Annotated in this window: 22 protein-coding genes; 18 read left to right on the top strand and 4 right to left on the bottom strand. The window is 57.6% G+C overall.

Annotation, left to right across the window (positions count from 1 at the left end; genetic code table 11):
* Positions 1–415: 415 nt before the first annotated feature.
* On the top strand, positions 416–1,369 hold the full coding sequence (locus tag LA04_RS21150; protein WP_047653061.1) for a nickel/cobalt transporter: 954 nt from the start codon (positions 416–418) through the stop codon (positions 1,367–1,369).
* Between the two features lie 33 nt (positions 1,370–1,402).
* Here LA04_RS21150 and proP read toward each other — a convergent pair whose 3' ends face one another.
* Positions 1,403–2,905: a glycine betaine/L-proline transporter ProP gene (proP, locus tag LA04_RS21155; protein ID WP_047653062.1), complete on the bottom strand. Its 1,503-nt coding sequence runs from the start codon at positions 2,903–2,905 to the stop codon at positions 1,403–1,405.
* A gap of 648 nt (positions 2,906–3,553) precedes the next feature.
* On the opposite strand from proP, the gene kdgT reads away from it, so the two are divergent.
* Positions 3,554–4,546: a 2-keto-3-deoxygluconate transporter gene (kdgT, locus tag LA04_RS21160; protein ID WP_047653063.1), complete on the top strand. Its 993-nt coding sequence runs from the start codon at positions 3,554–3,556 to the stop codon at positions 4,544–4,546.
* Positions 4,547–4,590: 44 nt separating this feature from the next.
* Here the strand turns inward: kdgT and LA04_RS21165 are convergent, their stop codons facing one another.
* Together LA04_RS21165 and crfC are read right to left on the bottom strand one after the other, a co-directional pair.
* Positions 4,591–5,466, bottom strand: coding sequence for a diguanylate cyclase regulator RdcB family protein (locus tag LA04_RS21165; protein ID WP_047653064.1), 876 nt, complete (start codon positions 5,464–5,466; stop codon positions 4,591–4,593).
* Positions 5,463–7,817 carry a clamp-binding protein CrfC gene (gene crfC, locus LA04_RS21170; protein ID WP_047653065.1) on the bottom strand — a complete coding sequence of 785 codons (2,355 nt, stop codon included), beginning with the start codon at positions 7,815–7,817 and terminating at the stop codon, positions 5,463–5,465. The genes LA04_RS21165 and crfC overlap by 4 nt, the downstream gene beginning before the upstream one ends.
* 595 nt (positions 7,818–8,412) lie before the next feature.
* Here crfC and LA04_RS21175 point away from each other — a divergent pair.
* The 16 genes from LA04_RS21175 (at position 8,413) to phnP (ending at position 20,064) form a co-directional block, all read left to right on the top strand.
* The gene (locus LA04_RS21175; RefSeq protein WP_023310096.1) at positions 8,413–8,748 is read left to right on the top strand and encodes a zinc ribbon domain-containing protein YjdM; all 336 of its coding nucleotides are present in this window, start codon (positions 8,413–8,415) and stop codon (positions 8,746–8,748) included.
* Between the two features lie 80 nt (positions 8,749–8,828).
* Positions 8,829–9,266, top strand: a complete 438-nt coding sequence (yjdN, locus tag LA04_RS21180) for a VOC family metalloprotein YjdN (RefSeq protein ID WP_047653066.1) — start codon at positions 8,829–8,831, stop codon at positions 9,264–9,266.
* Between the two features lie 136 nt (positions 9,267–9,402).
* Entirely contained in the window at positions 9,403–10,191 is a 789-nt protein-coding gene (phnC, locus tag LA04_RS21185) for a phosphonate ABC transporter ATP-binding protein (protein ID WP_023334215.1), read from the top strand.
* Positions 10,192–10,215: 24 nt separating this feature from the next.
* On the top strand, positions 10,216–11,232 hold the full coding sequence (gene phnD, locus LA04_RS21190; RefSeq protein WP_047653067.1) for a phosphonate ABC transporter substrate-binding protein: 1,017 nt from the start codon (positions 10,216–10,218) through the stop codon (positions 11,230–11,232).
* A 52-nt stretch (positions 11,233–11,284) separates the two neighbouring features.
* Complete coding sequence (phnE, locus tag LA04_RS21195) at positions 11,285–12,064, top strand: phosphonate ABC transporter, permease protein PhnE (RefSeq protein WP_008500063.1); 780 nt, start codon at positions 11,285–11,287, stop codon at positions 12,062–12,064.
* A 20-nt stretch (positions 12,065–12,084) separates the two neighbouring features.
* Positions 12,085–12,810: a phosphonate metabolism transcriptional regulator PhnF gene (phnF, locus tag LA04_RS21200; protein WP_047653068.1), complete on the top strand. Its 726-nt coding sequence runs from the start codon at positions 12,085–12,087 to the stop codon at positions 12,808–12,810.
* Positions 12,811–13,263 carry a phosphonate C-P lyase system protein PhnG gene (gene phnG / locus LA04_RS21205; RefSeq protein ID WP_047653069.1) on the top strand — a complete coding sequence of 151 codons (453 nt, stop codon included), beginning with the start codon at positions 12,811–12,813 and terminating at the stop codon, positions 13,261–13,263.
* A complete protein-coding gene (gene phnH / locus LA04_RS21210; RefSeq protein WP_047653070.1) occupies positions 13,260–13,844 on the top strand; it encodes a phosphonate C-P lyase system protein PhnH in 585 nt (194 codons plus the stop codon). Before phnG ends, phnH begins: the two co-directional genes overlap by 4 nt.
* On the top strand, positions 13,844–14,908 hold the full coding sequence (locus tag LA04_RS21215) for a carbon-phosphorus lyase complex subunit PhnI (protein WP_047653071.1): 1,065 nt from the start codon (positions 13,844–13,846) through the stop codon (positions 14,906–14,908). The genes phnH and LA04_RS21215 overlap by 1 nt, the downstream gene beginning before the upstream one ends.
* Positions 14,901–15,746, top strand: a complete 846-nt coding sequence (gene phnJ, locus LA04_RS21220; protein ID WP_047653072.1) for an alpha-D-ribose 1-methylphosphonate 5-phosphate C-P-lyase PhnJ — start codon at positions 14,901–14,903, stop codon at positions 15,744–15,746. The genes LA04_RS21215 and phnJ overlap by 8 nt, the downstream gene beginning before the upstream one ends.
* Complete coding sequence (phnK, locus tag LA04_RS21225; RefSeq protein WP_047653073.1) at positions 15,743–16,498, top strand: phosphonate C-P lyase system protein PhnK; 756 nt, start codon at positions 15,743–15,745, stop codon at positions 16,496–16,498. Before phnJ ends, phnK begins: the two co-directional genes overlap by 4 nt.
* A 9-nt stretch (positions 16,499–16,507) precedes the next feature.
* Positions 16,508–17,188, top strand: a complete 681-nt coding sequence (gene phnL / locus LA04_RS21230; protein ID WP_047653074.1) for a phosphonate C-P lyase system protein PhnL — start codon at positions 16,508–16,510, stop codon at positions 17,186–17,188.
* Complete coding sequence (phnM, locus tag LA04_RS21235; RefSeq protein ID WP_047653075.1) at positions 17,185–18,321, top strand: alpha-D-ribose 1-methylphosphonate 5-triphosphate diphosphatase; 1,137 nt, start codon at positions 17,185–17,187, stop codon at positions 18,319–18,321. Before phnL ends, phnM begins: the two co-directional genes overlap by 4 nt.
* Positions 18,318–18,869 carry a ribose 1,5-bisphosphokinase gene (phnN, locus tag LA04_RS21240; RefSeq protein WP_152594386.1) on the top strand — a complete coding sequence of 184 codons (552 nt, stop codon included), beginning with the start codon at positions 18,318–18,320 and terminating at the stop codon, positions 18,867–18,869. The genes phnM and phnN overlap by 4 nt, the downstream gene beginning before the upstream one ends.
* Positions 18,862–19,296, top strand: a complete 435-nt coding sequence (gene phnO, locus LA04_RS21245; RefSeq protein WP_047653076.1) for an aminoalkylphosphonate N-acetyltransferase — start codon at positions 18,862–18,864, stop codon at positions 19,294–19,296. Before phnN ends, phnO begins: the two co-directional genes overlap by 8 nt.
* Positions 19,297–19,305: 9 nt before the next feature.
* A complete protein-coding gene (phnP, locus tag LA04_RS21250) occupies positions 19,306–20,064 on the top strand; it encodes a phosphonate metabolism protein PhnP (RefSeq protein WP_047653077.1) in 759 nt (252 codons plus the stop codon).
* A gap of 40 nt (positions 20,065–20,104) precedes the next feature.
* On the opposite strand, the gene yjdP is transcribed toward phnP, so the two are convergent.
* The gene (gene yjdP / locus LA04_RS21255; RefSeq protein ID WP_047653078.1) at positions 20,105–20,425 is read right to left on the bottom strand and encodes a DDRRRQL repeat protein YjdP; all 321 of its coding nucleotides are present in this window, start codon (positions 20,423–20,425) and stop codon (positions 20,105–20,107) included.
* Between the last annotated feature and the right edge of the window lie 16 nt (positions 20,426–20,441).

The raw sequence follows: 20,441 nt of genomic DNA on the forward strand, positions 1-20,441 counted from the left end.
CATTAAGAATCCATGTCACTTTGAGTGCCCACACAGATTGTCTGATAAATTGTTAAAGAGCAGTTGCAACGCGGCTTTCGCTCACCGTTGCGAGGTGGCGTATATTACGCTTTCCTCTTTCAGAGTCAACCCGTTATTTCAGGATTTTTTCTCTTCAACCGACCGGGCTGTCTGTGAAGTGATTCACATCCGCCGTGTCGATGGAGGCGCATTATAGGGAGTTCTCAGCAGGCCGCAACCGCTAAATGACAGAAAAATGACTGACTGCTGCATTCCACAGCAAAACCCCGCCTTATACCCTTTTATGCACAAAGTTATCCACAATCATGAGCGGATCGCGATGCGATCCTACGAATTGAACGGGAAGATCAACTATACTAGCGGCAAATACTCTCCTCAGTGCAGGCCCACCCTCATGACCACACAACCCCTCGCCCGCGACTGGCGTCTCCCTACAGCAGGGGTGATGCTGCTGGCACTCCTCTTTGCGGGTTTTACCCTGCATGCGCACTGGAACGCCTTTATCCAGTGGTGTCTCGCCACGCAAATTACGCTGCACCGCTATCTTGTGATGTATCTGCTGCAGCTTAATAACCACCAGTACAGCGGCGGATTATGGCTGTTAACGGGGGCTTTCCTTTATGGTGTCCTTCACGCCATCGGACCCGGGCACGGAAAGTTCATCGTGACGACCTATCTGACCACCAATAAGGAAAGCGAGCTGGCCGCCCGGGTCGTCCCCTTCCTGGGTAGCCTGATGCAGGGCGTCAGCGCCATTCTGTTTGTCTTTATTCTGGCGGTGGGGTTTAACCTCGCCTCAGGGGATATCAGTACCAGCCGCTGGTACGTGGAGAAGATAAGCGCTGTGCTTATTGGCGCTTTTGGTGCGTTTGTTATTTACCAGGCGCTGAAGAGCCTGCGCCCGCGTAGGATGGCTATCTCCGCCATCAAGCCTCTTCATCAGCACGATGAACACTGTGGCTGCGGCCATCACGGCGTAGGTACAGACCTCACGCAGGGCGACTGGAAAACCCGTCTGGGCGTGATTCTGGCAATTGGCGCACGCCCGTGCAGCGGAGCGATCATGATTCTGATGTTTTCGAATGCGCTGGGCATTGTCACCTGGGGAGTGGCCGCGGTCATGACCATGTCTTTGGGAACCGCACTCTCTATTGTGGGGCTTTCACTGGCAGTACGTTACGCCCGCGAGCGCACGGTGAGCTGGTTCGGAGAAAGCGCCTCATTAAGATGGCTCGTACCGGCAGTCAAAATAGCCGGAGGGATAGTCCTGATCCTGTTTGCGACGGTACTGTTCCTGACGGTGATACCCATCAGCGCCAATGGCGACTACATCGCTGCCGGATGCTAATAAAAGAAAACCCGCCGTTGGCGGGTTTCTTTATTACTCGTTGATGCGTGGATGTTGGTCCACCAGTCGGGAGCGTTTTTTCTGCAGCTCTTCAATCTCTGCGTCAATATCCTCAATCTTCTGCTCTACGTTGTCGTAGTGCTCGCGCAGGATCTCTTTCGCTTCCTGGATGTCAGACGCCGCAGGCGTTGCACCTTTCAGAGGACGATTCGCCGTCTCCTTCATGGTAAGACCGGTAATCAAACCAATCACCGCAATCACCATCAGGTAATAAGCCGGCATCATCAGGTTCTGCGTGCTCTCGACCAGCGAGGCGGCAAGCGTCGGGGTCAGACCGGCAATCAGCACCGAGATGTTAAAGGCCGCGGCCAGCGCGCTGTAGCGAATATGCGTCGGGAACATCGCGGGCAGCGTAGAGGCCATCACCCCGATAAAGCAGTTAAGGATCACCGCCAGCATCAGCAGACCGGCAAAAATCAGCCCCAGCACATCACTGTTAATCAGAATGAATGCCGGAATTGCCAGTGCAAACAGCGCAACGCTTCCCAGGATAATGAACGGTCGACGACCAAAACGGTCACTCAACAGGCCCATAATCGGCTGCACAAACAGCATACCCACCATGATGGCGATAATAATCAGCACACCATGATCTTCCGAGTAGTGCAGGTTATGCGACAGGTAGCTCGGCATGTAGGTCAACAGCATGTAGTAGGTCACGTTGGTCGAAATCACCAGACCAATACAGGTCAGCAGGCTGCGCCAGTGCTTAGTGGCAATCTCTTTAAACGACACCTTCGGACCATCCTGCAGCCCTTCGCGGTCACCCTGTTCCAGTTTATCGACGTGCTGCTGGAAAGCAGGCGTCTCTTCCAGCGCATGACGCAGGTAAAGACCAATGATCCCCAGCGGCAATGCCAGGAAGAACGGGATACGCCAGCCCCAGTCGAGGAAGTTATCTTCACCCACCACGGTTGAAATCAGTACGACTACGCCCGCGCCCATGACAAACCCGGCAATCGAGCCGAAGTCCAGCCAGCTCCCCATAAATCCGCGCTTACGGTCCGGGGAATACTCGGCAACGAAGATCGAGGCACCGGTATATTCACCGCCTACGGAGAAGCCCTGCGCCATCTTACAAATCAGCAGCAGAATGGGTGCCCAAATGCCGATGGTGGCGTAAGACGGTATAAGGCCGATACAGAATGTACTGATCGACATAATGACGATGGTGATGGCCAGGATCTTCTGACGACCATATTTATCGCCGAGCATACCGAAGAACAGACCGCCCAGCGGGCGAATCAGGAAGGGAACGGAGAACGTACCCAGTGCGGCAATCATCTGCAGGCTGGGATCGGCCCCGGGGAAAAACACTTTACCTAACGCATAGGCCACAAAGCCGTAGACACCAAAATCGAACCATTCCATCGCGTTACCGAGCGAGGCTGCGGTAATGGCTTTACGCAGCTTTGCGTCATCAATAATGGTGACGTCGCGAAGCGTGATGGGTTTAATCTTTTTCCTTCTCAGCATAGCTATCCTCGTTGACTCGGCCCTGTCTGTTTCACAGTTCAATTAGCGTTCTGTGAATCATGGGATCCGCTCCATGCGAATCGCCTTATTCAAGCGTAGCAGGTTTACTTACATTGACGTTTTACGTCGATACAACCGAACCTGTTGACGCCTGCCTGGGCAGTTAATGACCTTTTTACCCTACCAGCGTTTATATTTGTGATCAACTTCACACATATTTTCGTATCTGGTCAACTCAGGCAAATTTTTGTCAGGGAGTGCCAATAAGTACTTCCTTACCCCACCTGAAGAACATCCTCCCGCACGTCATTATTTCTTTCGTAACAGAAAAACAAACCACGTTAATTCACATCAGATTTACATAAATTTTCATCAACGGGAACCGGCCTCAGGTTTTACATTGAATATGTGATAAAGATAACTAAAACGATGTTTTATTTTCATTGAATCAATATTCCAATGATCGCATCATAAATCCGAGTTCAGCGTTTTACGTGTTTCAGGAAAAGGTTAATTGAGAGCACGCATTTAATTTTGTTGCAGGGCTTTCGAAAAAACACCACAAGCAATACGAGCAATCAATTGAATTTATTGACTAATTTTTAACACCTATCCCCCGTACTGCGGGATCCGATGTGAGGTTTGTCTATGAAGATTAAAGCCACGATAGAACGTATACCCGGCGGTATGATGCTAGTTCCGCTGGTACTGGGCGCGATCCTGAATACCTTTGCTCCCAATACCGGAGCTTATTTTGGCGGTTTCACAAAAGGCATGATAACAGGCACGGTTCCCATTCTTGCCGTCTGGTTTTTTTGTATCGGCGCATCCATTAATTTGCGGGCAACGGGGACAGTATTACGGAAATCCGGCACGCTGGTGATAACCAAAATAGCGGTAGCCTGGGCGGTGGCAATGATATGCGCGACGTTCATGCCGGAGAATGGAATTCAGACCGGGTTTTTTGCGGGTTTATCGGTCCTGGCAATTGTCTCGGCGATGGATATGACCAACGGCGGATTGTACGCCAGCCTGATGAACCAGTACGGGACGAAAGAAGAGTCCGGCGCATTTGTGTTGATGTCTCTGGAGTCCGGCCCGCTTATGACGATGCTGATCCTGGGGTCTGCTGGCCTGGCCTCGTTTGAACCGCACCACTTTGTCGGCGCGATCCTGCCCTTCCTGGTCGGTTTCGCCCTTGGCAATCTCGACCGCGATCTGCGTGATTTCTTCAGCAAAGCCACGCCGGTGCTGATCCCGTTCTTCGGTTTCGCGCTGGGGAACACCATCAACCTGAAGGTCATTCTCGATACCGGCCTGCTGGGTATTGTGCTGGGTATCGCCGTGATCGTCATCACCGGTATTCCGCTGATTATTGCCGATCGCGTAATCGGAGGAGGAAACGGCACGGCCGGCGTCGCCGCCTCTTCAGCCGCCGGTGCTGCTGTTGCAAACCCGGTGATTATTGCCCAAATTAACCCGGCCTTCGAACCGGTCGCCGCTTCAGCGACGGCGCTGGTTGCCGCGAGCGTGATCGTCACCGCGATTCTGGTCCCCATCATCACGGCGCTGTATGCGAAACGCTACGGGAATATGCAAGAGACCCTGCCAGAACCGAAGCCGATAGGAATGAATCATTAACACACCGCTCCGTTCCCTCTCCCAATGGGGAGAGGGGGAAAGATTTACCCAAAAATCTCTTCCACCATCGCGTCCACCAGCCGTTTTGCCGAACAAAGCCTCGGCATGCCCAGCGCGACGGTCTGCCAGTTTTGCGTCACTGACCAGCTCACCGGATGTTGATCCGCCTGACACCAGTCCCCCAGCCAGCCCAGCATGTCTTTATGATCGATTAAACCCGGAGAGGCCGGCGTTGTCAGCCACTGGTGATAGAAATGGCGGGTCGTGGGGGACGCACTGATGCCCTGTGCCAGATAGTTAGCCGCCATGCTGCGCAGGTTATCCTTAAGCATTGCCGCCACATCTTCATTCGCGAGGCGGCATGCGTCACCAAATGCCCCCCAGCGCAGCTCTTCCAGGATGATAAAACAGCGCCCGGCCAGCGACCAGCCATCATAATGCCCGGCCCGCCAGCGGGTAAAAATCTGCTCGCTGTGCTCACCCGCCTGCACCGTCAGTCCGCGCTGGGTTAGCGCCTTCTCTTTATAGGCGGCGCGTTGGGTAAAATGAGAAGCGAGTTCAGCGTACTGCTGCATCAGACCGGGGGACTGCTGGGCGCGCGGGTGCGTCTGCTGGCGCAAAGTAATCAGCTTCTCTGCCATCAGCGTCAGCGCGAGATGACCCGGGTCAAGCATGCCGGCCAGTTTTTCCGCCAGTCCCAGGCGCAGCGCTGCATTTTCATTGAGCATACCCGCCATCGCCCAGGGGCGTAGCCGGGTATGCGTCATGATTTCCTGAGTCAAACGCTCACGAAACTGAAGCTGTTGTGGTCCCAGGTGAGGATGACGCGCCGCGTCCACGCCCTGCACCAGATCGACCATAAATTTTGGATTAATACACTCCAGCGTTCGCCCGGGGCCGTCCAGTAGTGGTGTTGTCATGGTTGCTCTGCCGCGAATAGAGTTTGAATATCATCGCGTAACAGTCGGGTATCTTCCTGTATCCACGTCGCAGTCGTAATGCTTTGCTTCAACAGCTGGCAGAGCGCTCGGGTTGAATGCTCATTCTGTTGACGCACTGCGAGGCTATCACGCAAGCTTTCCTGTAACCCGGTCAGGCACAGCGAAAATTCTGCAAAAAACGTCGCCATTCCTGCCGTAACAGAGACATCGACCTGCGCGGACAAAGCTTTACGTATTTGTTCACAAAACAGCTCAATATGTTGCTTAAATTTGTCATGTAGCTGCGCAATATCGATAACATAACGCGTGCGCGTTTCCACATATTCATCCCAGCCCCAGCCCGGGCTATTGAGCCAACGAGCGACCGTTTCTCGCATGCTGCTCCCGCCTGATGAGGGGCCTGCCTGGCTGTCATCATGTGCTATCGCATCATTAAACAGCGCCCGCGTGTTGAAGTTAAGCTGGTGAGCCTGAAACGCCGGGAAACTGATTCGCGCCCGAAAACCCGCATGGCTCAGATGCTCTTTAATACGCGTTTCGATGGGGCGCATGGCTTCGTTCAGGGAACGCGCCAGCGTAGATTCAAGCTGGTCGAAGCGTAACGCCAGCTCACGGCAGATCTTCGTCTGTGCATCCAGCATCACCCGTTCGCAGGAGGAGCGGATTTTACTCAGCGCGATCTGCGCCTGCCCTTCATCGTCCAGAACCAGCTGCTTCAGCTCGTGCGTCTCCTCACCGTGAGGGGTCTGCCGATCGATGCCAGCCAAATCAAGAATATGCTGAGCGCTGAACACCTCGCCAATCGCCTGGTTAAGCGCGGTTTTTTGCGCTCCTATAAAGTCCGCAGTGGCGTTTAGCGCCTCCTCAACTTCATGTTTCACCTCATCGCTCACCACGCTCTGACGCGTCTGGAGAAGCGCCATGTCCTCTTCCAGACGTGCGATATTCAGTTCCAGCGCCTCAAAGGCAACCGTCAGCCCCTGATAGCGGAAGTCGAGGTACTCCCGGGCATTTTGTGCGTAGTTGAGCAGCTTATGCGAGGCCGAACGCAGCGCGTAAAGCGAGGCATTGGCATAGGCGGCGTAGATCAGCTTGCGTATCGGTTGTTCGAAAAGCGAATCTTCCCAGAGCAAATCGGCAGCATGACGAATATGGTCGATATCGTCCAGGTCCGCCGTACGCCAGCGCCGCCCAAGCGCCGCTTCGGCAAAATCCTGCACCCAGGGTTGCTCCTGATGATCCGGCAGTTGTCCGTGGGTACTCATCTCGTAGCGAGCGCGGTTTGCCAGATAGGCCCACATGGACGAAACGGGGTAGATCTGGCCAGGCGAAATATTGCCTTTCATTAAGGTGCCGGAGATCATCGCCCGGATCTGCTCTTCATCATCGCTATTGCGATCTTTCTGATCGAATTTATTAACCAGCGCATATAGAGGCACGGATTTTCCCGCCGCGGAAATGGCCTGCCGGACTTCTTCATCAGAAATGGATTTAAGCTGGGTATAATCCATCACGGCCAGCACCGCCGACGCGCGGGACAACTGCTCGCTGAGCATTTTTTGCAGATGCGGCTGTCCCGCCTCATTCGGCCCGGGCGTATCGAGCAGCGTCAGCTGCCCGAGGTGAGCATCCAGACCCGCAAGATGCACGAACTCCACTTCAATGACCGGAATGTGTTCGATAGCCGCATATTCAGAGAACGGAAACGCCACGCCTAACGCCCGGGATAGTCTCACCAGATCGTTGAGGCTTTTCAGACAATGAAATATCGGCTGCGCGCCCAGGTGATGCTTCTCAAAAGCCTCTCCTTTTTCAATGCGCTCCAGCAGCGTATTCATGTCTTTATCAATTTCCAGATGCTGGGCCAGCTTCCCGCGATCGTAATCGCATAGCTTTTTCTGGAGCAGTTGGATCAATTCATCAATGGGCGAGGCATGTGAGAAATGCAGCACCGGCTCCTTCTGGCCCGGCGTGTGGCGAATCAGGGTAGGAAGCGCCGTCATCGGACGATTGCGGTTCGGCAACACTTCAGTCCCCACAATCGCATTAATGGTGGTCGATTTCCCCGCTTTCATGGTGCCCACAATAGCCAGGACCATTTCCAGCCGGGTTATTTTTCGTAATTCATTATTCAGCATCGCCTGCTGCGCTTCGACACCACGCGCACTAAAATGCAAAGGTAAAACGTTGTTCTTTTCACCCGTAATAGCAGCCGCGGTGCTCTCCAGCATTGCAGTCGGCATTGATTTCAAGGTATCGAGGTTTTGCAGGGCGAGCTGTAGCAAACGCTCAGCTTCCTGGCTTAATTCAAAAATGGTCTGTGTGTGCATGATAAAAGCCTTTCCTTAACGCAAATTTATTACTTTTATTAAGCCACTGGTATTAATTATGTTGTTCAGGCTTATATGATCACGTGTGGAAAACATGTTCGCCGAAATATAACTGATTGATGATAATCAGAAATATTTCGCTATCCTTGCATGGCGTGTATAGCTCCCCTTCTGGCCTGACGGCCAAAGGAAAAAAGCGTAGCCCAATTTTAAGAAACTTCAGGATATATCATCATTATTTACCCACCTAAAAAGAGAGGTAATACGCCCCTGCCAGAAGATATGGATGGCAGCGAAGTCAGGAGATAAATAACAATGTGTCGCTTCACCTTATCCGAAATGAAGGAGCGTAGCAATTTGCTGCAATAAAATATTCGATATATTTAGCGTCATTTCTTCCCACCGTGTTAATGAGGTAAGCTTCGCTTAACTGACTGACAGGAAGTGTCACTCCCGATACGCTTTTTGCATTTTTTTAATTCACAATGTCACCGACAAACGTGTGGATTTGCGCTATACTTGCCGCCTTTTTCGGCACGCTGCCGTTATTTAGCTGGCACTTTCCAGCGTGTTTACACTTTTTGAGGATACCGATATGTCACTCCCACACTGCCCAAAATGCAATTCTGAATACACCTATGAAGATAATGGCATGTTCATCTGCCCGGAATGCGCTCACGAATGGAATGATGCCGAACCATCACACGATGCTGATGCACTTGTCGTAAAAGATGCAAATGGCAATCTGCTGGCGGACGGCGACAGCGTAACCGTGATTAAAGATCTGAAAGTGAAAGGCAGTTCTTCCATGCTGAAGATCGGCACCAAAGTGAAGAATATCCGTCTGGTTGAAGGCGATCATAATATCGACTGCAAAATTGACGGCTTCGGTCCGATGAAGCTGAAATCAGAGTTCGTGAAAAAGAACTGATTTACCCGCCCGGTGGCGCTTCGCTTACCGGGCTTTCGGGAACTACACTTAACGGGCTTTTCTTACGTGAGGTAAAGATTATGCCGTTAAGTCCCTACATCTCTTTCGCCGGCAACTGTGCAGAAGCCACTTCTTTCTACCAGCAAGCCGTCGGCGCTGAGCTTCTCTATAAAATCACCTTCGGCGAAATGCCAAAAAGCGATAACAGCGATGAAGGCTGTCCGTCCGGCATGCAATTTCCGGATTCGGCTATCGCTCACTCCAACGTCCGCATTGCGGGCAGCGATATCATGATGAGCGACGGGATGCCGCCGGGCAGCAACGCGCAGTACGCGGGCTTCACCCTGGTTCTCGACACCCAGGACGTCCATGAAGGCAAACGCTGGTTCGACAACCTCGCCGCGGGCGGGAATATCGACATGGCCTGGCAGGAAACCTTCTGGGCACACGGTTTCGGTAAAGTCACCGATAAATACGGCGTGCCGTGGATGATTAACGTCGTTAAGCAACAGCACTAATTTTCGGGCGGTGGGCGGTCTGCCTCCGCCTGTCATCAAATTCCGCTCAACTCTTCAAACTCCCGCAACCCAGACTTAACCCAAATGTCACATTGATGCGCCAGCATGAGGCCACATTTATCGTGAGGCCCAGCACATGCAAACCGTCATCCGCGTCGAGAAACTGAGCAAGACCTTCAATCACAATAAGGCTCTGCATGCCGTTGATCTGACCGTCCAGCAGGGCGAAATGGTGGCGCTGCTGGGGCCATCCGGTTCCGGTAAATCCACCCTTCTGCGTCATTTAAGCGGCCTTATCACCTGCGATAAAACGCCGGAAAGCCACGTCGAGCTGCTGGGCAATACCGTGCAACGCGCGGGCCGTCTCGCCAGCGATATCCGCAAGAGCCGCGCCCAGACTGGCTATATCTTCCAGCAGTTCAACCTGGTGAACCGCCTGACTGTGCTGGAGAACGTGCTGATTGGCGCGCTCGGCAGCACCCCGTTCTGGCGCACCTGTCTGCGCTGGTTCTCCCCTTCGCAGAAGCAGGAAGCCTTGCAGGCGCTGACCCGCGTCGGCATGGCGCATTTTGCCCACCAGCGCGTCTCCACCCTGTCCGGTGGACAACAGCAGCGCGTGGCGATTGCGCGTGCGCTGATGCAGAAAGCGCAAATTATTCTCGCTGACGAACCCATCGCCTCGCTGGACCCGGAGTCCGCCCGCATCGTGATGGAAACCCTGCGCGACATTAACCAGAACGACGGCATCACCGTGGTGGTCACGCTGCATCAGGTGGATTACGCCCTGCGCTACTGCGAACGCATTGTCGCCCTGCGTCAGGGACACGTGTTCTTTGATGGCGCGAGCCATCAGTTTGATAACGAACGTTTTGACCATCTCTACCGCAGCATTAACCGCGTCGAAGAGAACGCGCAGGCTGCTTAATTAAACCTGATCCGAGGAAAGTACATGAGCTACAAAGCCGTTGCCGCGCTGGCCTTTACCAGCATGTTCAGCCTCAGCACCCTGTTAAGCCCGGCGTATGCACAAGAGCAGGAAAAAGCGCTGAACTTCGGCATTATTTCGACGGAATCACAGCAAAACCTGAAGCCTCAGTGGGAACCGTTCCTGAAAGATATGGAAACCAAACTGGGGATCAAAGTGAACGCCTTCTTCGCCCCGGACTACGCGGGCATCATCCAGGGGATGCGCTTTAATAAAGTGGACATCGCCTGGTACGGCAACCTCTCCGCCATGGAAGCGGTGGACCGCGCGAACGGCCAGGTCTTTGCCCAGACCGTCGCGGCTGATGGCTCCCCGGGCTACTGGAGCGTGCTGATCGTCAACAAAGACAGCCCGATCAACAACCTCAACGACCTGCTCGCCAAACGCAAAGAGCTGACCTTCGGCAACGGCGACCCGAACTCGACCTCCGGTTACCTAGTCCCTGGCTACTACGTCTTCGCCAAAAACAACGCCTCCGCCAGCGACTTCAAACGCACGGTGAACGCCAGCCACGAAACCAACGCCCTGGCCGTGGCCAACAAGCAGGTGGACGTTGCCACCAACAACACCGAGAACCTCGACAAGCTGAAAACTTCCGCGCCGGACAAGCTGAAAGAGATCAAGGTTATCTGGAAATCGCCGCTGATTCCGGGCGACCCGATCGTCTGGCGTAAAAACCTCTCCGAGAGCACCAAGGACAAGGTTTACGACTTCTTCATGACCTATGGCAAAACGCCGGAAGAGAAAGCGGTCCTGGCGCGTCTGGGCTGGGCACCGTTCCGCCCGTCAAGCGATCTGCAGCTGGTCCCGATTCGCCAGCTGGCGCTGTTTAAAGAGATGCAGGGCGTGAAGGACAACAAAGGGCTGAAGGACGAGGAGAAGACCAGCAAAGTGGCCGCAATTGAGGCCCAGCTGGAAGACCTCGACCGCCTGACCGCCGCGCTCGGCGCGATGACGAGCGTGAATAAAGCGGTGCAGTAGTGCCTTTCTCCCTCTCCCTGTGGGAGAGGGGACTAAACCCAAAGGAGCCAACATGCAAACCATCACACTCCCGCCGCCTAAGCGCAGCTGGTTCTCGCTGATAAGCTGGGCCATCCTGCTGGCGGTGCTGGTTATCTCCTGGAAGGGCGCGGAAATGGATCCGCTGCTGCTCTTCAAAGACGCGGGCAACATGGCGACCTTCGCCGCCGACTTCTTCCCGCCGGACTTCAGCCAGTGGCAGGACTATCTCAGCGAAATGGCGGTCACCCTGCAAATCGCCGTCTGGGGCACCGCGCTGGCCGTTATTCTCTCTATTCCGTTTGGCCTGATGAGCGCCGAAAACATCGTGCCGTGGTGGGTATACCAGCCGATGCGTCGCCTGATGGACGCCTGTCGCGCCATCAATGAAATGGTCTTTGCGATGCTGTTCGTGGTCGCCGTTGGCCTGGGTCCGTTCGCCGGCGTGATGGCGCTGTTCATCCACACCACCGGCGTGCTCTCCAAGCTGCTCTCCGAAGCGGTCGAAGCCATCGAGCCCGGCCCGGTGGAAGGCATCCGCGCAACGGGCGCCAACAAAATCGAAGAGATCCTTTACGGCGTGTTGCCTCAGGTGATGCCGCTGCTGATCTCCTACTCCCTGTACCGATTCGAGTCCAACGTCCGCTCCGCGACGGTGGTCGGCATGGTGGGCGCAGGCGGGATTGGCGTCACCCTGTGGGAAGCGATTCGCGGTTTCCAGTTCCAGCAAACCTGCGCCCTGATGGTGCTCATCATCGTCACCGTCAGCCTGCTGGATTTCCTCTCTCAACGTTTGCGTAAGCACTTCATCTGAGAAGCGAGGCTTTGTTTTGTATGCACTTATCCAGACATCCGACCAGTTACCCCACCCGCTGGCAAGAGATTGCGGCAAAGCTCGAAGTGGAGCTGCGCACGCACTACCGCTGCGGGGACTACCTGCCCGCCGAGCAGCAGCTTGCCGACCGCTATGAGGTGAACCGCCACACCCTGCGTCGCGCCATTGACCAGCTGGTCGAGCGCGGCTGGGTCCAGCGCCGTCAGGGCGTGGGCGTGCTGGTGCTGATGCGCCCGTTCGACTATCCGCTGAACGCCCAAGCGCGCTTTAGCCAGAACCTGCTGGATCAGGGCAGCCACCCGACCAGCGAAAAGCTGCTCTCGGTATTGCGTCCCGCCTCCAGCCACGTGGCGGACGCGCTGGGTATTCAGGAAGGCGACGACGTCATTCACCTGCGCACCCTGCGTCGCGTTAACGGCGTGGCGGTATGCCAGATAGACCACTACTTTGCGGACCTCGCCCTCTGGCCCGTGCTCCAGCATTTCTCCAGCGGCTCGCTGCATGATTTTCTTCAGGATGCGACCGGCATTGCGCTCAAGCGCACCCAGACGCGCATCAGCGCCCGTCGCGCGCAGGCGAAAGAGAGCAAGGTGCTCGAAATCCCCAATATGGCCCCGCTGCTCTGCGTGCGCACCCTCAACCACCGTGACGGCGAGATCGACGCGACGGAATACTCCGTCAGCCTGACCCGCGCCGACATGATCGAATTCACCATGGAGCACTGAATGCACTTCGATACCGCCACCCGACAGCGCTGGATGCGCGTGCTGGCCCACAGCCAGCCTGCTGCGCTGGTTGCCCGCATGTACGCGCTCAGCCTGACGCCAGACTACGACACCCTTCGCGCCCCGGAGATCGGCCTTGTTCAGATCCAGGCGCGCATGGGCGGCACCGGCGAGCGCTTCTTCGCCGGAGACGCCACCCTCACCCGCGCCGCGATCCGTCTGAACAGCGGCACGCTGGGATACAGCTACGTGCTGGGGCGCGATAAGGCGCACGCCGAGCGCTGCGCGGTGATCGACGCGCTTTTACAGGAACAACCCTATTTCCAGTCGTTAATGGAAACCCTTATTGCCCCGCTGGAAGCCGACCGCGCCGCGCGCATTGCCGCGCGTCAGGGCGAAGTGAACACCAGCCGGGTCGACTTCTTTACGCTCGTTCGCGGAGACAACGCATGACGCTTCAACCTGCTTTTACCCTGGCCGTCCAGGATGCCCAACACAGTTTTCGTCGCCTGCTGAAGGCAATGAGCGAGCCGGGCGCGATCGTCTCGCTGCACCAGCTCTCTCAGGGCTGGCTGCCGCTGAACCTGGCGACCACCAGCGTGCTGCTGACGCTTGCCGATAACGACACTCCGGTGTGGCTCTCGGGCGCGCTGTCGAACGATATCGCCAGCCAGAACCTGCGTTTTCACACCAGCGCTCCGCTGGTCGATCAGCCCCAGCAGGCGGTTTTTGCCGTGGCCGATGAGCAAATCAGCCATGAGCAATTGAACGCCCTGAGCGAAGGCAGCGCCGTCGCCCCGGAGACCAGCGCCACGCTGATCCTGCAGGTCTCCAGCCTGAGCGGCGGCCGCATGCTGCGCCTCACGGGGGCAGGCATCGCCGACGAGCGCATGGTCGCGCCGCAGCTGCCGGAGTGCATCATTCACGAGCTGACCGAGCGCCCGCACCCGTTCCCGCTGGGCATTGACCTGATCCTGACCTGCGGCGAGCGCCTGCTGGCAATTCCGCGGACCACCCACGTGGAGGTGTGCTGATGTACGTTGCCGTCAAAGGGGGCGAGAAGGCCATCGCCGCCGCCCATGCGCTACAGGCGCACAGACGACGGGGCGATGAACGGCTTCCCGAGCTGAGCGTCGCCCAGATTGAACAGCAGTTAAACCTCGCCGTTGACCGCGTGATGACCGAGGGCGGCATCGCCGACCGCGAGCTGGCGGCGCTGGCCCTGAAGCAGGCCAGCGGCGACAGCGTGGAAGCCATCTTCCTGCTGCGCGCCTACCGCACCACGCTTGCCAGACTGGCGGTCAGCGAGCCGGTGAATACGGCACAGATGCGTCTGGAACGCCGCATTTCAGCGGTTTATAAAGACGTTCCCGGCGGCCAGCTGCTTGGCCCCACCTATGACTACACCCACCGCCTGCTGGATTTTACCCTGCTGGCGAGCGGCGAAGCGCCGCAGCTCAGCACTTCCGACGCCGAACAGGAACCGTCTCCGCACGTCTTCAGCCTGCTGGCAAAACAGTGCCTGGCGAAGGCGGAAGAAGATTCAGGCGCGCAGCCGGATGACATCACCCGCACGCCGCCGGTTTACCCGTGCTCGCGCTCGTCCCGCCTGCAGCAGCTGATGCGCGGCGACGAAGGCTATCTGCTGGCGCTGGCCTACTCCACCCAGCGCGGCTACGGGCGCAACCACCCGTTTGCCGCCGAAATTCGCAGCGGCTACATCGACGTTGAGATCGTACCGGAAGAGTTGGGTTTTGCGGTGAACGTCGGCGAAATGCTGATGACCGAGTGTGAAATGGTCAACGGTTTCGTCGCTCCGGAAGATGAAGACCCGCACTTTACCCGCGGCTACGGGCTGGTGTTCGGCATGGGCGAGCGCAAGGCCATGGCAATGGCGCTGGTTGACCGCGCCCTGCAGGCACCGGACTACGGCGAGCACATTGCAGGCCCGGCGCAGGACGAAGAGTTCGTGCTGGCCCACGCGGATAACGTTGAGGCCGCCGGCTTCGTCTCGCACCTCAAGCTGCCGCACTACGTCGATTTCCAGGCCGAACTGGAACTGTTGAAACGCCTGCAACGGGAGCGCGCCAATGGCTAACTTAAGCGGCTACAACTTTGCCTATCTGGATGAGCAAACCAAACGCATGATCCGCCGCGCCATTCTCAAAGCGGTGGCGATCCCGGGCTATCAGGTGCCGTTCGGCGGCCGCGAAATGCCAATGCCCTACGGCTGGGGCACGGGCGGTATACAGATCACCGCCAGCGTAATCGGCGAGGCGGACGTGCTGAAGGTCATCGATCAGGGCGCCGACGACACCACTAACGCCGTGTCGATCCGCAGCTTCTTCCAGCGCGTCACCGGCGTCAATACCACCGAAAAAACCGAAGACGCCACGCTGATCCAGACCCGACACCGCATCCCGGAAACCCCGCTCACAGAAGATCAGATTTTGATTTTCCAGGTGCCGATCCCGGAGCCGCTGCGCTTTATCGAGCCGCGCGAAACGGAAACTCGCACCATGCACGCGCTGGAAGAGTACGGCGTCATGCAGGTCAAACTCTATGAAGACATCGCCCGCTTTGGCCATATCGCCACCACCTACGCCTACCCGGTGAAGGTGAACGGGCGCTACGTGATGGACCCGTCGCCAATCCCAAAATTCGATAACCCGAAGATGGACATGATGCCGGCCCTGCAGCTTTTCGGCGCCGGGCGCGAAAAACGCATCTACGCCGTTCCGCCTTACACCCGCGTGGAAAGTCTCGATTTCGACGATCACCCGTTTACGGTGCAGGAGTGGGACGAGCCGTGCGCCATCTGCGGATCCAAACACAGCTATCTGGACGAAGTGGTGCTGGACGATACGGGCAAACGGATGTTTGTCTGCTCCGACACCGATTACTGCCGCCAACAGAGCGAGGCGAAAAGCCAATGAAACCGCTGCTTTCGGTTAATCACCTGACTCACCTGTATGCGCCGGGCAAAGGCTTCAGCGACGTCTCGTTCGAGCTGTGGCCGGGCGAAGTGCTGGGGATCGTCGGCGAGTCCGGCTCCGGCAAAACCACCCTGCTGAAGTCCATCTCCGCGCGCCTGACGCCGCAGAACGGCGACATTCTGTATGAGGGCGCCTCGCTGTACGGCATGAGCGAGGCCGAACGCCGCCGCCTGCTGCGCACCGAGTGGGGCGTGGTGCATCAGCACCCGATGGACGGCCTGCGCCGTCAGGTCTCCGCCGGGGGCAACATCGGTGAACGCCTGATGGCCACCGGCGCGCGCCACTACGGCAACATCCGCGCCACGGCGCAGCACTGGCTGATCGATGTGGAAATCCCCGCCTCGCGCATCGACGACCTGCCCACCACCTTCTCCGGCGGGATGCAGCAGCGCCTGCAGATCGCCCGCAACCTGGTCACCCATCCGAAGCTGGTGTTTATGGATGAACCCACCGGCGGGCTGGACGTCTCGGTGCAGGCGCGCCTGCTCGACCTGCTGCGCGGTCTGGTGGTGGAGCTGAACCTTGCGGTGGTGATTGTCACCCATGATCTGGGCGTCGCGCGCCTGCTGGCGGACCGTCTGCTGGTGATGAAGCAGGGCCAGGTGGTGGAAAGTGGGTTAACCGACCGCGTGCTCGACGATCCACACCATCCGTACACCCAGCTTCTGGTGTCGTCCGTGTTGCAGAACTAAGAGGCCAACATGATCCACGTACAAAACGTAAGTAAGACCTTTGTGCTCCACCAGCAAAACGGCGTGCGTCTGCCGGTGCTGCAAAATGCCTCGTTAGAGGTCAGCAGCGGCGAATGCGTGGTGCTGCACGGCCATTCCGGCAGCGGAAAATCCACCCTGCTACGCTCCCTGTACGCCAACTATCTGCCGGATGAAGGCCACATTCATATTCGCCACAACGATGAGTGGGTCGATCTGGTGCAGGCCCCCGCGCGTAAGGTGCTGGACGTGCGCCGCACGACGATCGGCTGGGTCAGCCAGTTTCTGCGTGTGATCCCGCGGATCTCCGCCCTGGACGTGGTGATGCAGCCGCTGCTGGATCTCGGCGTGCCGCGCGAAGCCTGCGCCGCCAAAGCCGCCAGCCTGCTGACGCGCCTCAACGTGCCGGAGCGCCTGTGGCACCTCGCCCCGTCGACCTTTTCCGGCGGCGAGCAGCAGCGCGTCAATATCGCCCGCGGGTTTATTGTCGACTACCCGATTTTACTTCTGGATGAACCCACCGCCTCGCTCGACGGTAAAAACAGCGCCGCCGTGGTGGAGCTGATCGAACAGGCCAAAGCGCGCGGCGCGGCGATCATCGGGATCTTCCACGACGACGCCGTACGCAGCCGCGTGGCGGACAGACTACACCCGATGGGGGTCCACGCATGATTATCAATAACGTCAGGCTGGTGCTGGAAAATGAAGTCGTTGATGGCTCGGTTGAAGTCCATGAAGGCGTTATTCGCGCGTTTGCTGAAACCCAGAGCCGCTCACCGGAGGCAATGGACGGTGAAGGCGGCTGGCTGCTGCCGGGGCTGATTGAGCTGCACACCGACAATCTGGACAAATTCTTCACCCCTCGCCCGAAGGTCGACTGGCCCGCTCATTCTGCGATGAGCAGCCATGACGCGCTGATGGTCGCCAGCGGCATCACCACCGTGCTGGACGCGGTGGCGATTGGCGACGTGCGCGACGGCGGCGATCGCCTGGAGAATCTTGAGAAGATGATCAACGCCGTGGAGGAGACGCAAAAACGCGGCCTCAACCGCGCCGAGCACCGTCTGCACCTGCGCTGCGAGCTGCCGCACCACACCACCCTGCCGCTGTTTGAAAAGCTGGTCGGACGCGAGCCGGTCTCGCTGGTCTCCCTGATGGACCACTCGCCGGGGCAGCGCCAGTTCGCCAACATTGAAAAGTATCGTGAATACTATCAGGGCAAATATTCTCTCAACGATGCGGAGATGGCCCGCTACGAGGAGGAGCAGCTGGCGCTTGCCGCGCAGTGGTCGCAGCCGAACCGTCTCAGGATTGCCGCGATGTGTCGGGACCGTAATATCGCGCTGGCTAGTCATGACGATGCCACGCACGATCACGTGCGCGAATCCCACCAGCTAGGCAGCGTGATCGCCGAATTTCCCACCACGTTTGAAGCGGCTGAAGCCTCCCGCGGGCACGGCATGAACGTGCTGATGGGCGCACCGAACATCGTGCGCGGCGGCTCGCACTCCGGTAACGTGGCGGCAAGCAGGCTCGCCTCCCTCGGCCTGCTGGATATTCTCTCGTCCGACTACTACCCCGCCAGCCTGCTGGATGCGGCGTTCCGGGTTGCCGAGGACGAGAGCAACAGCTTCACGCTGCCGCAGGCGATTCGCCTGGTGACGAAAAACCCGGCCTCGGCGCTTAATCTTCAGGATCGCGGGGAAATCGCCGAGGGTAAACGCGCGGATCTGGTACTCGCCCACCGCAAGGGCGAGCATGTTCATATCGACCACGTCTGGCGTCAGGGAAAAAGGGTGTTCTGATGGGAAGGCTCATCTGGTTAATGGGGCCCTCGGGCTCCGGTAAGGACAGCCTGCTGTCCGCCTTACGGCAGCGGGAACATCCGCAGCTGCTGGTCGCGCACCGCTATATTACCCGCGCGGCCAATGCCGGGAGTGAAAATCATATCGCCCTGAGCGAGCAGGAGTTTTTCATCCGCGCCGGGCAAAACCTGCTGGCGCTGAGCTGGCATGCCAACGGTTATTACTATGGGATCGGCATTGAGACCGATCTGTGGCTGCACGCGGGCTTCGACGTGCTGGTTAACGGCTCGCGCGCGCATCTGCCACAGGCTCGCGCCCGCTATGAGGCGGCCCTGCTGCCGGTCTGCCTGCAGGTTTCGCCGGACGTTCTGCGCAGCCGGTTGCAGAGTCGGGGGCGTGAATCGGCCCGTGAGATCGATCAGCGGCTTGAGCGGGCGGCCCGCTATGCCCCGTCGGACTGCCACATCCTCAATAACGACGGAAGTTTGCTACAGTCAGTCGATACCTTTTTATCGCTTATCCGCCAGAAGGAGAAACAGCATGCCTGACTGCCAGCTTCGCCCCGCTACTGCCGACGATGCGCAAATCGTTTATGCGTTAATCTGCGAGTTAAAGCAGGCAGAGTTCGACCATCAGGCGTTTCACGCGGGCTATCTTGCCAATCTGCAGGATCGCAACATGCGCTATCAGCTTGCCGAACTGGGCGGGCAGGTCATCGGCATGATCGGCCTGCACCTGCAGTTTCATCTCCATCACGCGCGCTGGATCGGCGAGATCCAGGAGCTGGTGGTGATGCCGCAGGCGCGCGGGTTAAAGGTGGGCAGCCAGCTGCTGGCCTGGGCGGAAGAGGTGGCACGAGAGGCCGGCGCGGAGCTGACCGAACTTTCCACCAGCGTGAAGCGCACCGACGCGCACCGTTTTTACGTTCGTGAAGGATACACGCAGAGCCATTTCCGATTCACCAAACCGCTGTAGAGGTGCGTTATGAGTCTGACCATCACGTTGACGGGAACGGGTGGCGCCCAGCTGGTGCCGGTCTTTGGCTGCGACTGCGCGGCGTGTCGCCGGGCGCGCCTGCAGGATAACTACCGCCGTCGCCCGTGCAGCGCGGTGGTGAAATTCAACGATGCGGTGACCCTGCTGGACGCGGGTATTCCGCACCTGATGGACGACTGGCCGGCGGGCAGCTTCCAGCAGTTTTTGCTCACCCATTACCATATGGATCACGTTCAGGGGCTGTTCCCCCTGCGCTGGGGCGTGGGGGCGACGATTCCGGTTTACGGTCCGCCGGACGAAGCGGGATGCGACGACCTGTTTAAACACCCCGGCATTCTGGATTTCAGCCACACGGTCGACCCCTTTGTGATGTTTGAGCTTCAGGGTCTGCGGGTCACGCCGCTGCCGCTCAACCATTCGAAACTGACCTTCGGGTATTTGCTGGAGTCGGCCCACAGCCGCGTGGCCTGGCTTTCCGACACCGTCGGATTGCCGGAAAAAACGGTAAAGTTCCTGCTCAACAACCAGCCGCAGGCGATGATTATCGACTGCAGCCATGAGCCACGCGAGGAAACACCGCGAAACCATTGCGACTTAAATACCGTGATTGCGTTAAACGAGGCGATTGGCTGCCCGCAGGTGATCCTGACGCACATCAGCCATCAGTTTGACGTGTGGATGATGGATAACCCGCTGCCGCAGGGCATAGAAGCGGGCTATGACGGGATGGTGCTGGTGCTGGATTAGGTTTTCTCCCTCTCCCGTGGGAGAGGGCACCAGGCCGCACTTAGCCTCGATCGTAATCGTCTTCTAACCGCCGCTCATCCTCTTCCAGACGACGTCTGTCGTCATCCAGCTGACGCTGACGTTCATCTAAACGGCGGCGTCTGTCTTCGAGCTGCCGACGACGATCGTCGTACTGTCGGCTGTCGATTTGACGGCTGCGATCGTAACGATCGTCGTCATTGCTGCGGCTGCTGCCGGGGTTATAGGCATCGTTGATCGCCTGCTGAATGTTGCCAATAGCATCATCAACAATATCGGCATGAGCCAGTTGGCTGGTGAGTGACAGCAGACCGAATAACAGAGCAGTTGAGTAACGTTTCATAAGGCCAGACTCGCAG

Origin of the sequence: Enterobacter sp. UCD-UG_FMILLET (assembly GCF_000762975.1) — a bacterium.
Lineage (GTDB): Bacteria > Pseudomonadota > Gammaproteobacteria > Enterobacterales > Enterobacteriaceae > Enterobacter > Enterobacter dykesii.

Coding starts and splice junctions, on each gene's coding strand:
- LA04_RS21150 (WP_047653061.1), top strand. CDS start 416: ATGACCACACAACCCCTCGCCCGCGACTGGCGTCTCCCTACAGCAGGG.
- proP (WP_047653062.1), bottom strand. CDS start 2,905: ATGCTGAGAAGGAAAAAGATTAAACCCATCACGCTTCGCGACGTCACC.
- kdgT (WP_047653063.1), top strand. CDS start 3,554: ATGAAGATTAAAGCCACGATAGAACGTATACCCGGCGGTATGATGCTA.
- LA04_RS21165 (WP_047653064.1), bottom strand. CDS start 5,466: ATGACAACACCACTACTGGACGGCCCCGGGCGAACGCTGGAGTGTATT.
- crfC (WP_047653065.1), bottom strand. CDS start 7,817: ATGCACACACAGACCATTTTTGAATTAAGCCAGGAAGCTGAGCGTTTG.
- LA04_RS21175 (WP_023310096.1), top strand. CDS start 8,413: ATGTCACTCCCACACTGCCCAAAATGCAATTCTGAATACACCTATGAA.
- yjdN (WP_047653066.1), top strand. CDS start 8,829: ATGCCGTTAAGTCCCTACATCTCTTTCGCCGGCAACTGTGCAGAAGCC.
- phnC (WP_023334215.1), top strand. CDS start 9,403: ATGCAAACCGTCATCCGCGTCGAGAAACTGAGCAAGACCTTCAATCAC.
- phnD (WP_047653067.1), top strand. CDS start 10,216: ATGAGCTACAAAGCCGTTGCCGCGCTGGCCTTTACCAGCATGTTCAGC.
- phnE (WP_008500063.1), top strand. CDS start 11,285: ATGCAAACCATCACACTCCCGCCGCCTAAGCGCAGCTGGTTCTCGCTG.
- phnF (WP_047653068.1), top strand. CDS start 12,085: ATGCACTTATCCAGACATCCGACCAGTTACCCCACCCGCTGGCAAGAG.
- phnG (WP_047653069.1), top strand. CDS start 12,811: ATGCACTTCGATACCGCCACCCGACAGCGCTGGATGCGCGTGCTGGCC.
- phnH (WP_047653070.1), top strand. CDS start 13,260: ATGACGCTTCAACCTGCTTTTACCCTGGCCGTCCAGGATGCCCAACAC.
- LA04_RS21215 (WP_047653071.1), top strand. CDS start 13,844: ATGTACGTTGCCGTCAAAGGGGGCGAGAAGGCCATCGCCGCCGCCCAT.
- phnJ (WP_047653072.1), top strand. CDS start 14,901: ATGGCTAACTTAAGCGGCTACAACTTTGCCTATCTGGATGAGCAAACC.
- phnK (WP_047653073.1), top strand. CDS start 15,743: ATGAAACCGCTGCTTTCGGTTAATCACCTGACTCACCTGTATGCGCCG.
- phnL (WP_047653074.1), top strand. CDS start 16,508: ATGATCCACGTACAAAACGTAAGTAAGACCTTTGTGCTCCACCAGCAA.
- phnM (WP_047653075.1), top strand. CDS start 17,185: ATGATTATCAATAACGTCAGGCTGGTGCTGGAAAATGAAGTCGTTGAT.
- phnO (WP_047653076.1), top strand. CDS start 18,862: ATGCCTGACTGCCAGCTTCGCCCCGCTACTGCCGACGATGCGCAAATC.
- phnP (WP_047653077.1), top strand. CDS start 19,306: ATGAGTCTGACCATCACGTTGACGGGAACGGGTGGCGCCCAGCTGGTG.
- yjdP (WP_047653078.1), bottom strand. CDS start 20,425: ATGAAACGTTACTCAACTGCTCTGTTATTCGGTCTGCTGTCACTCACC.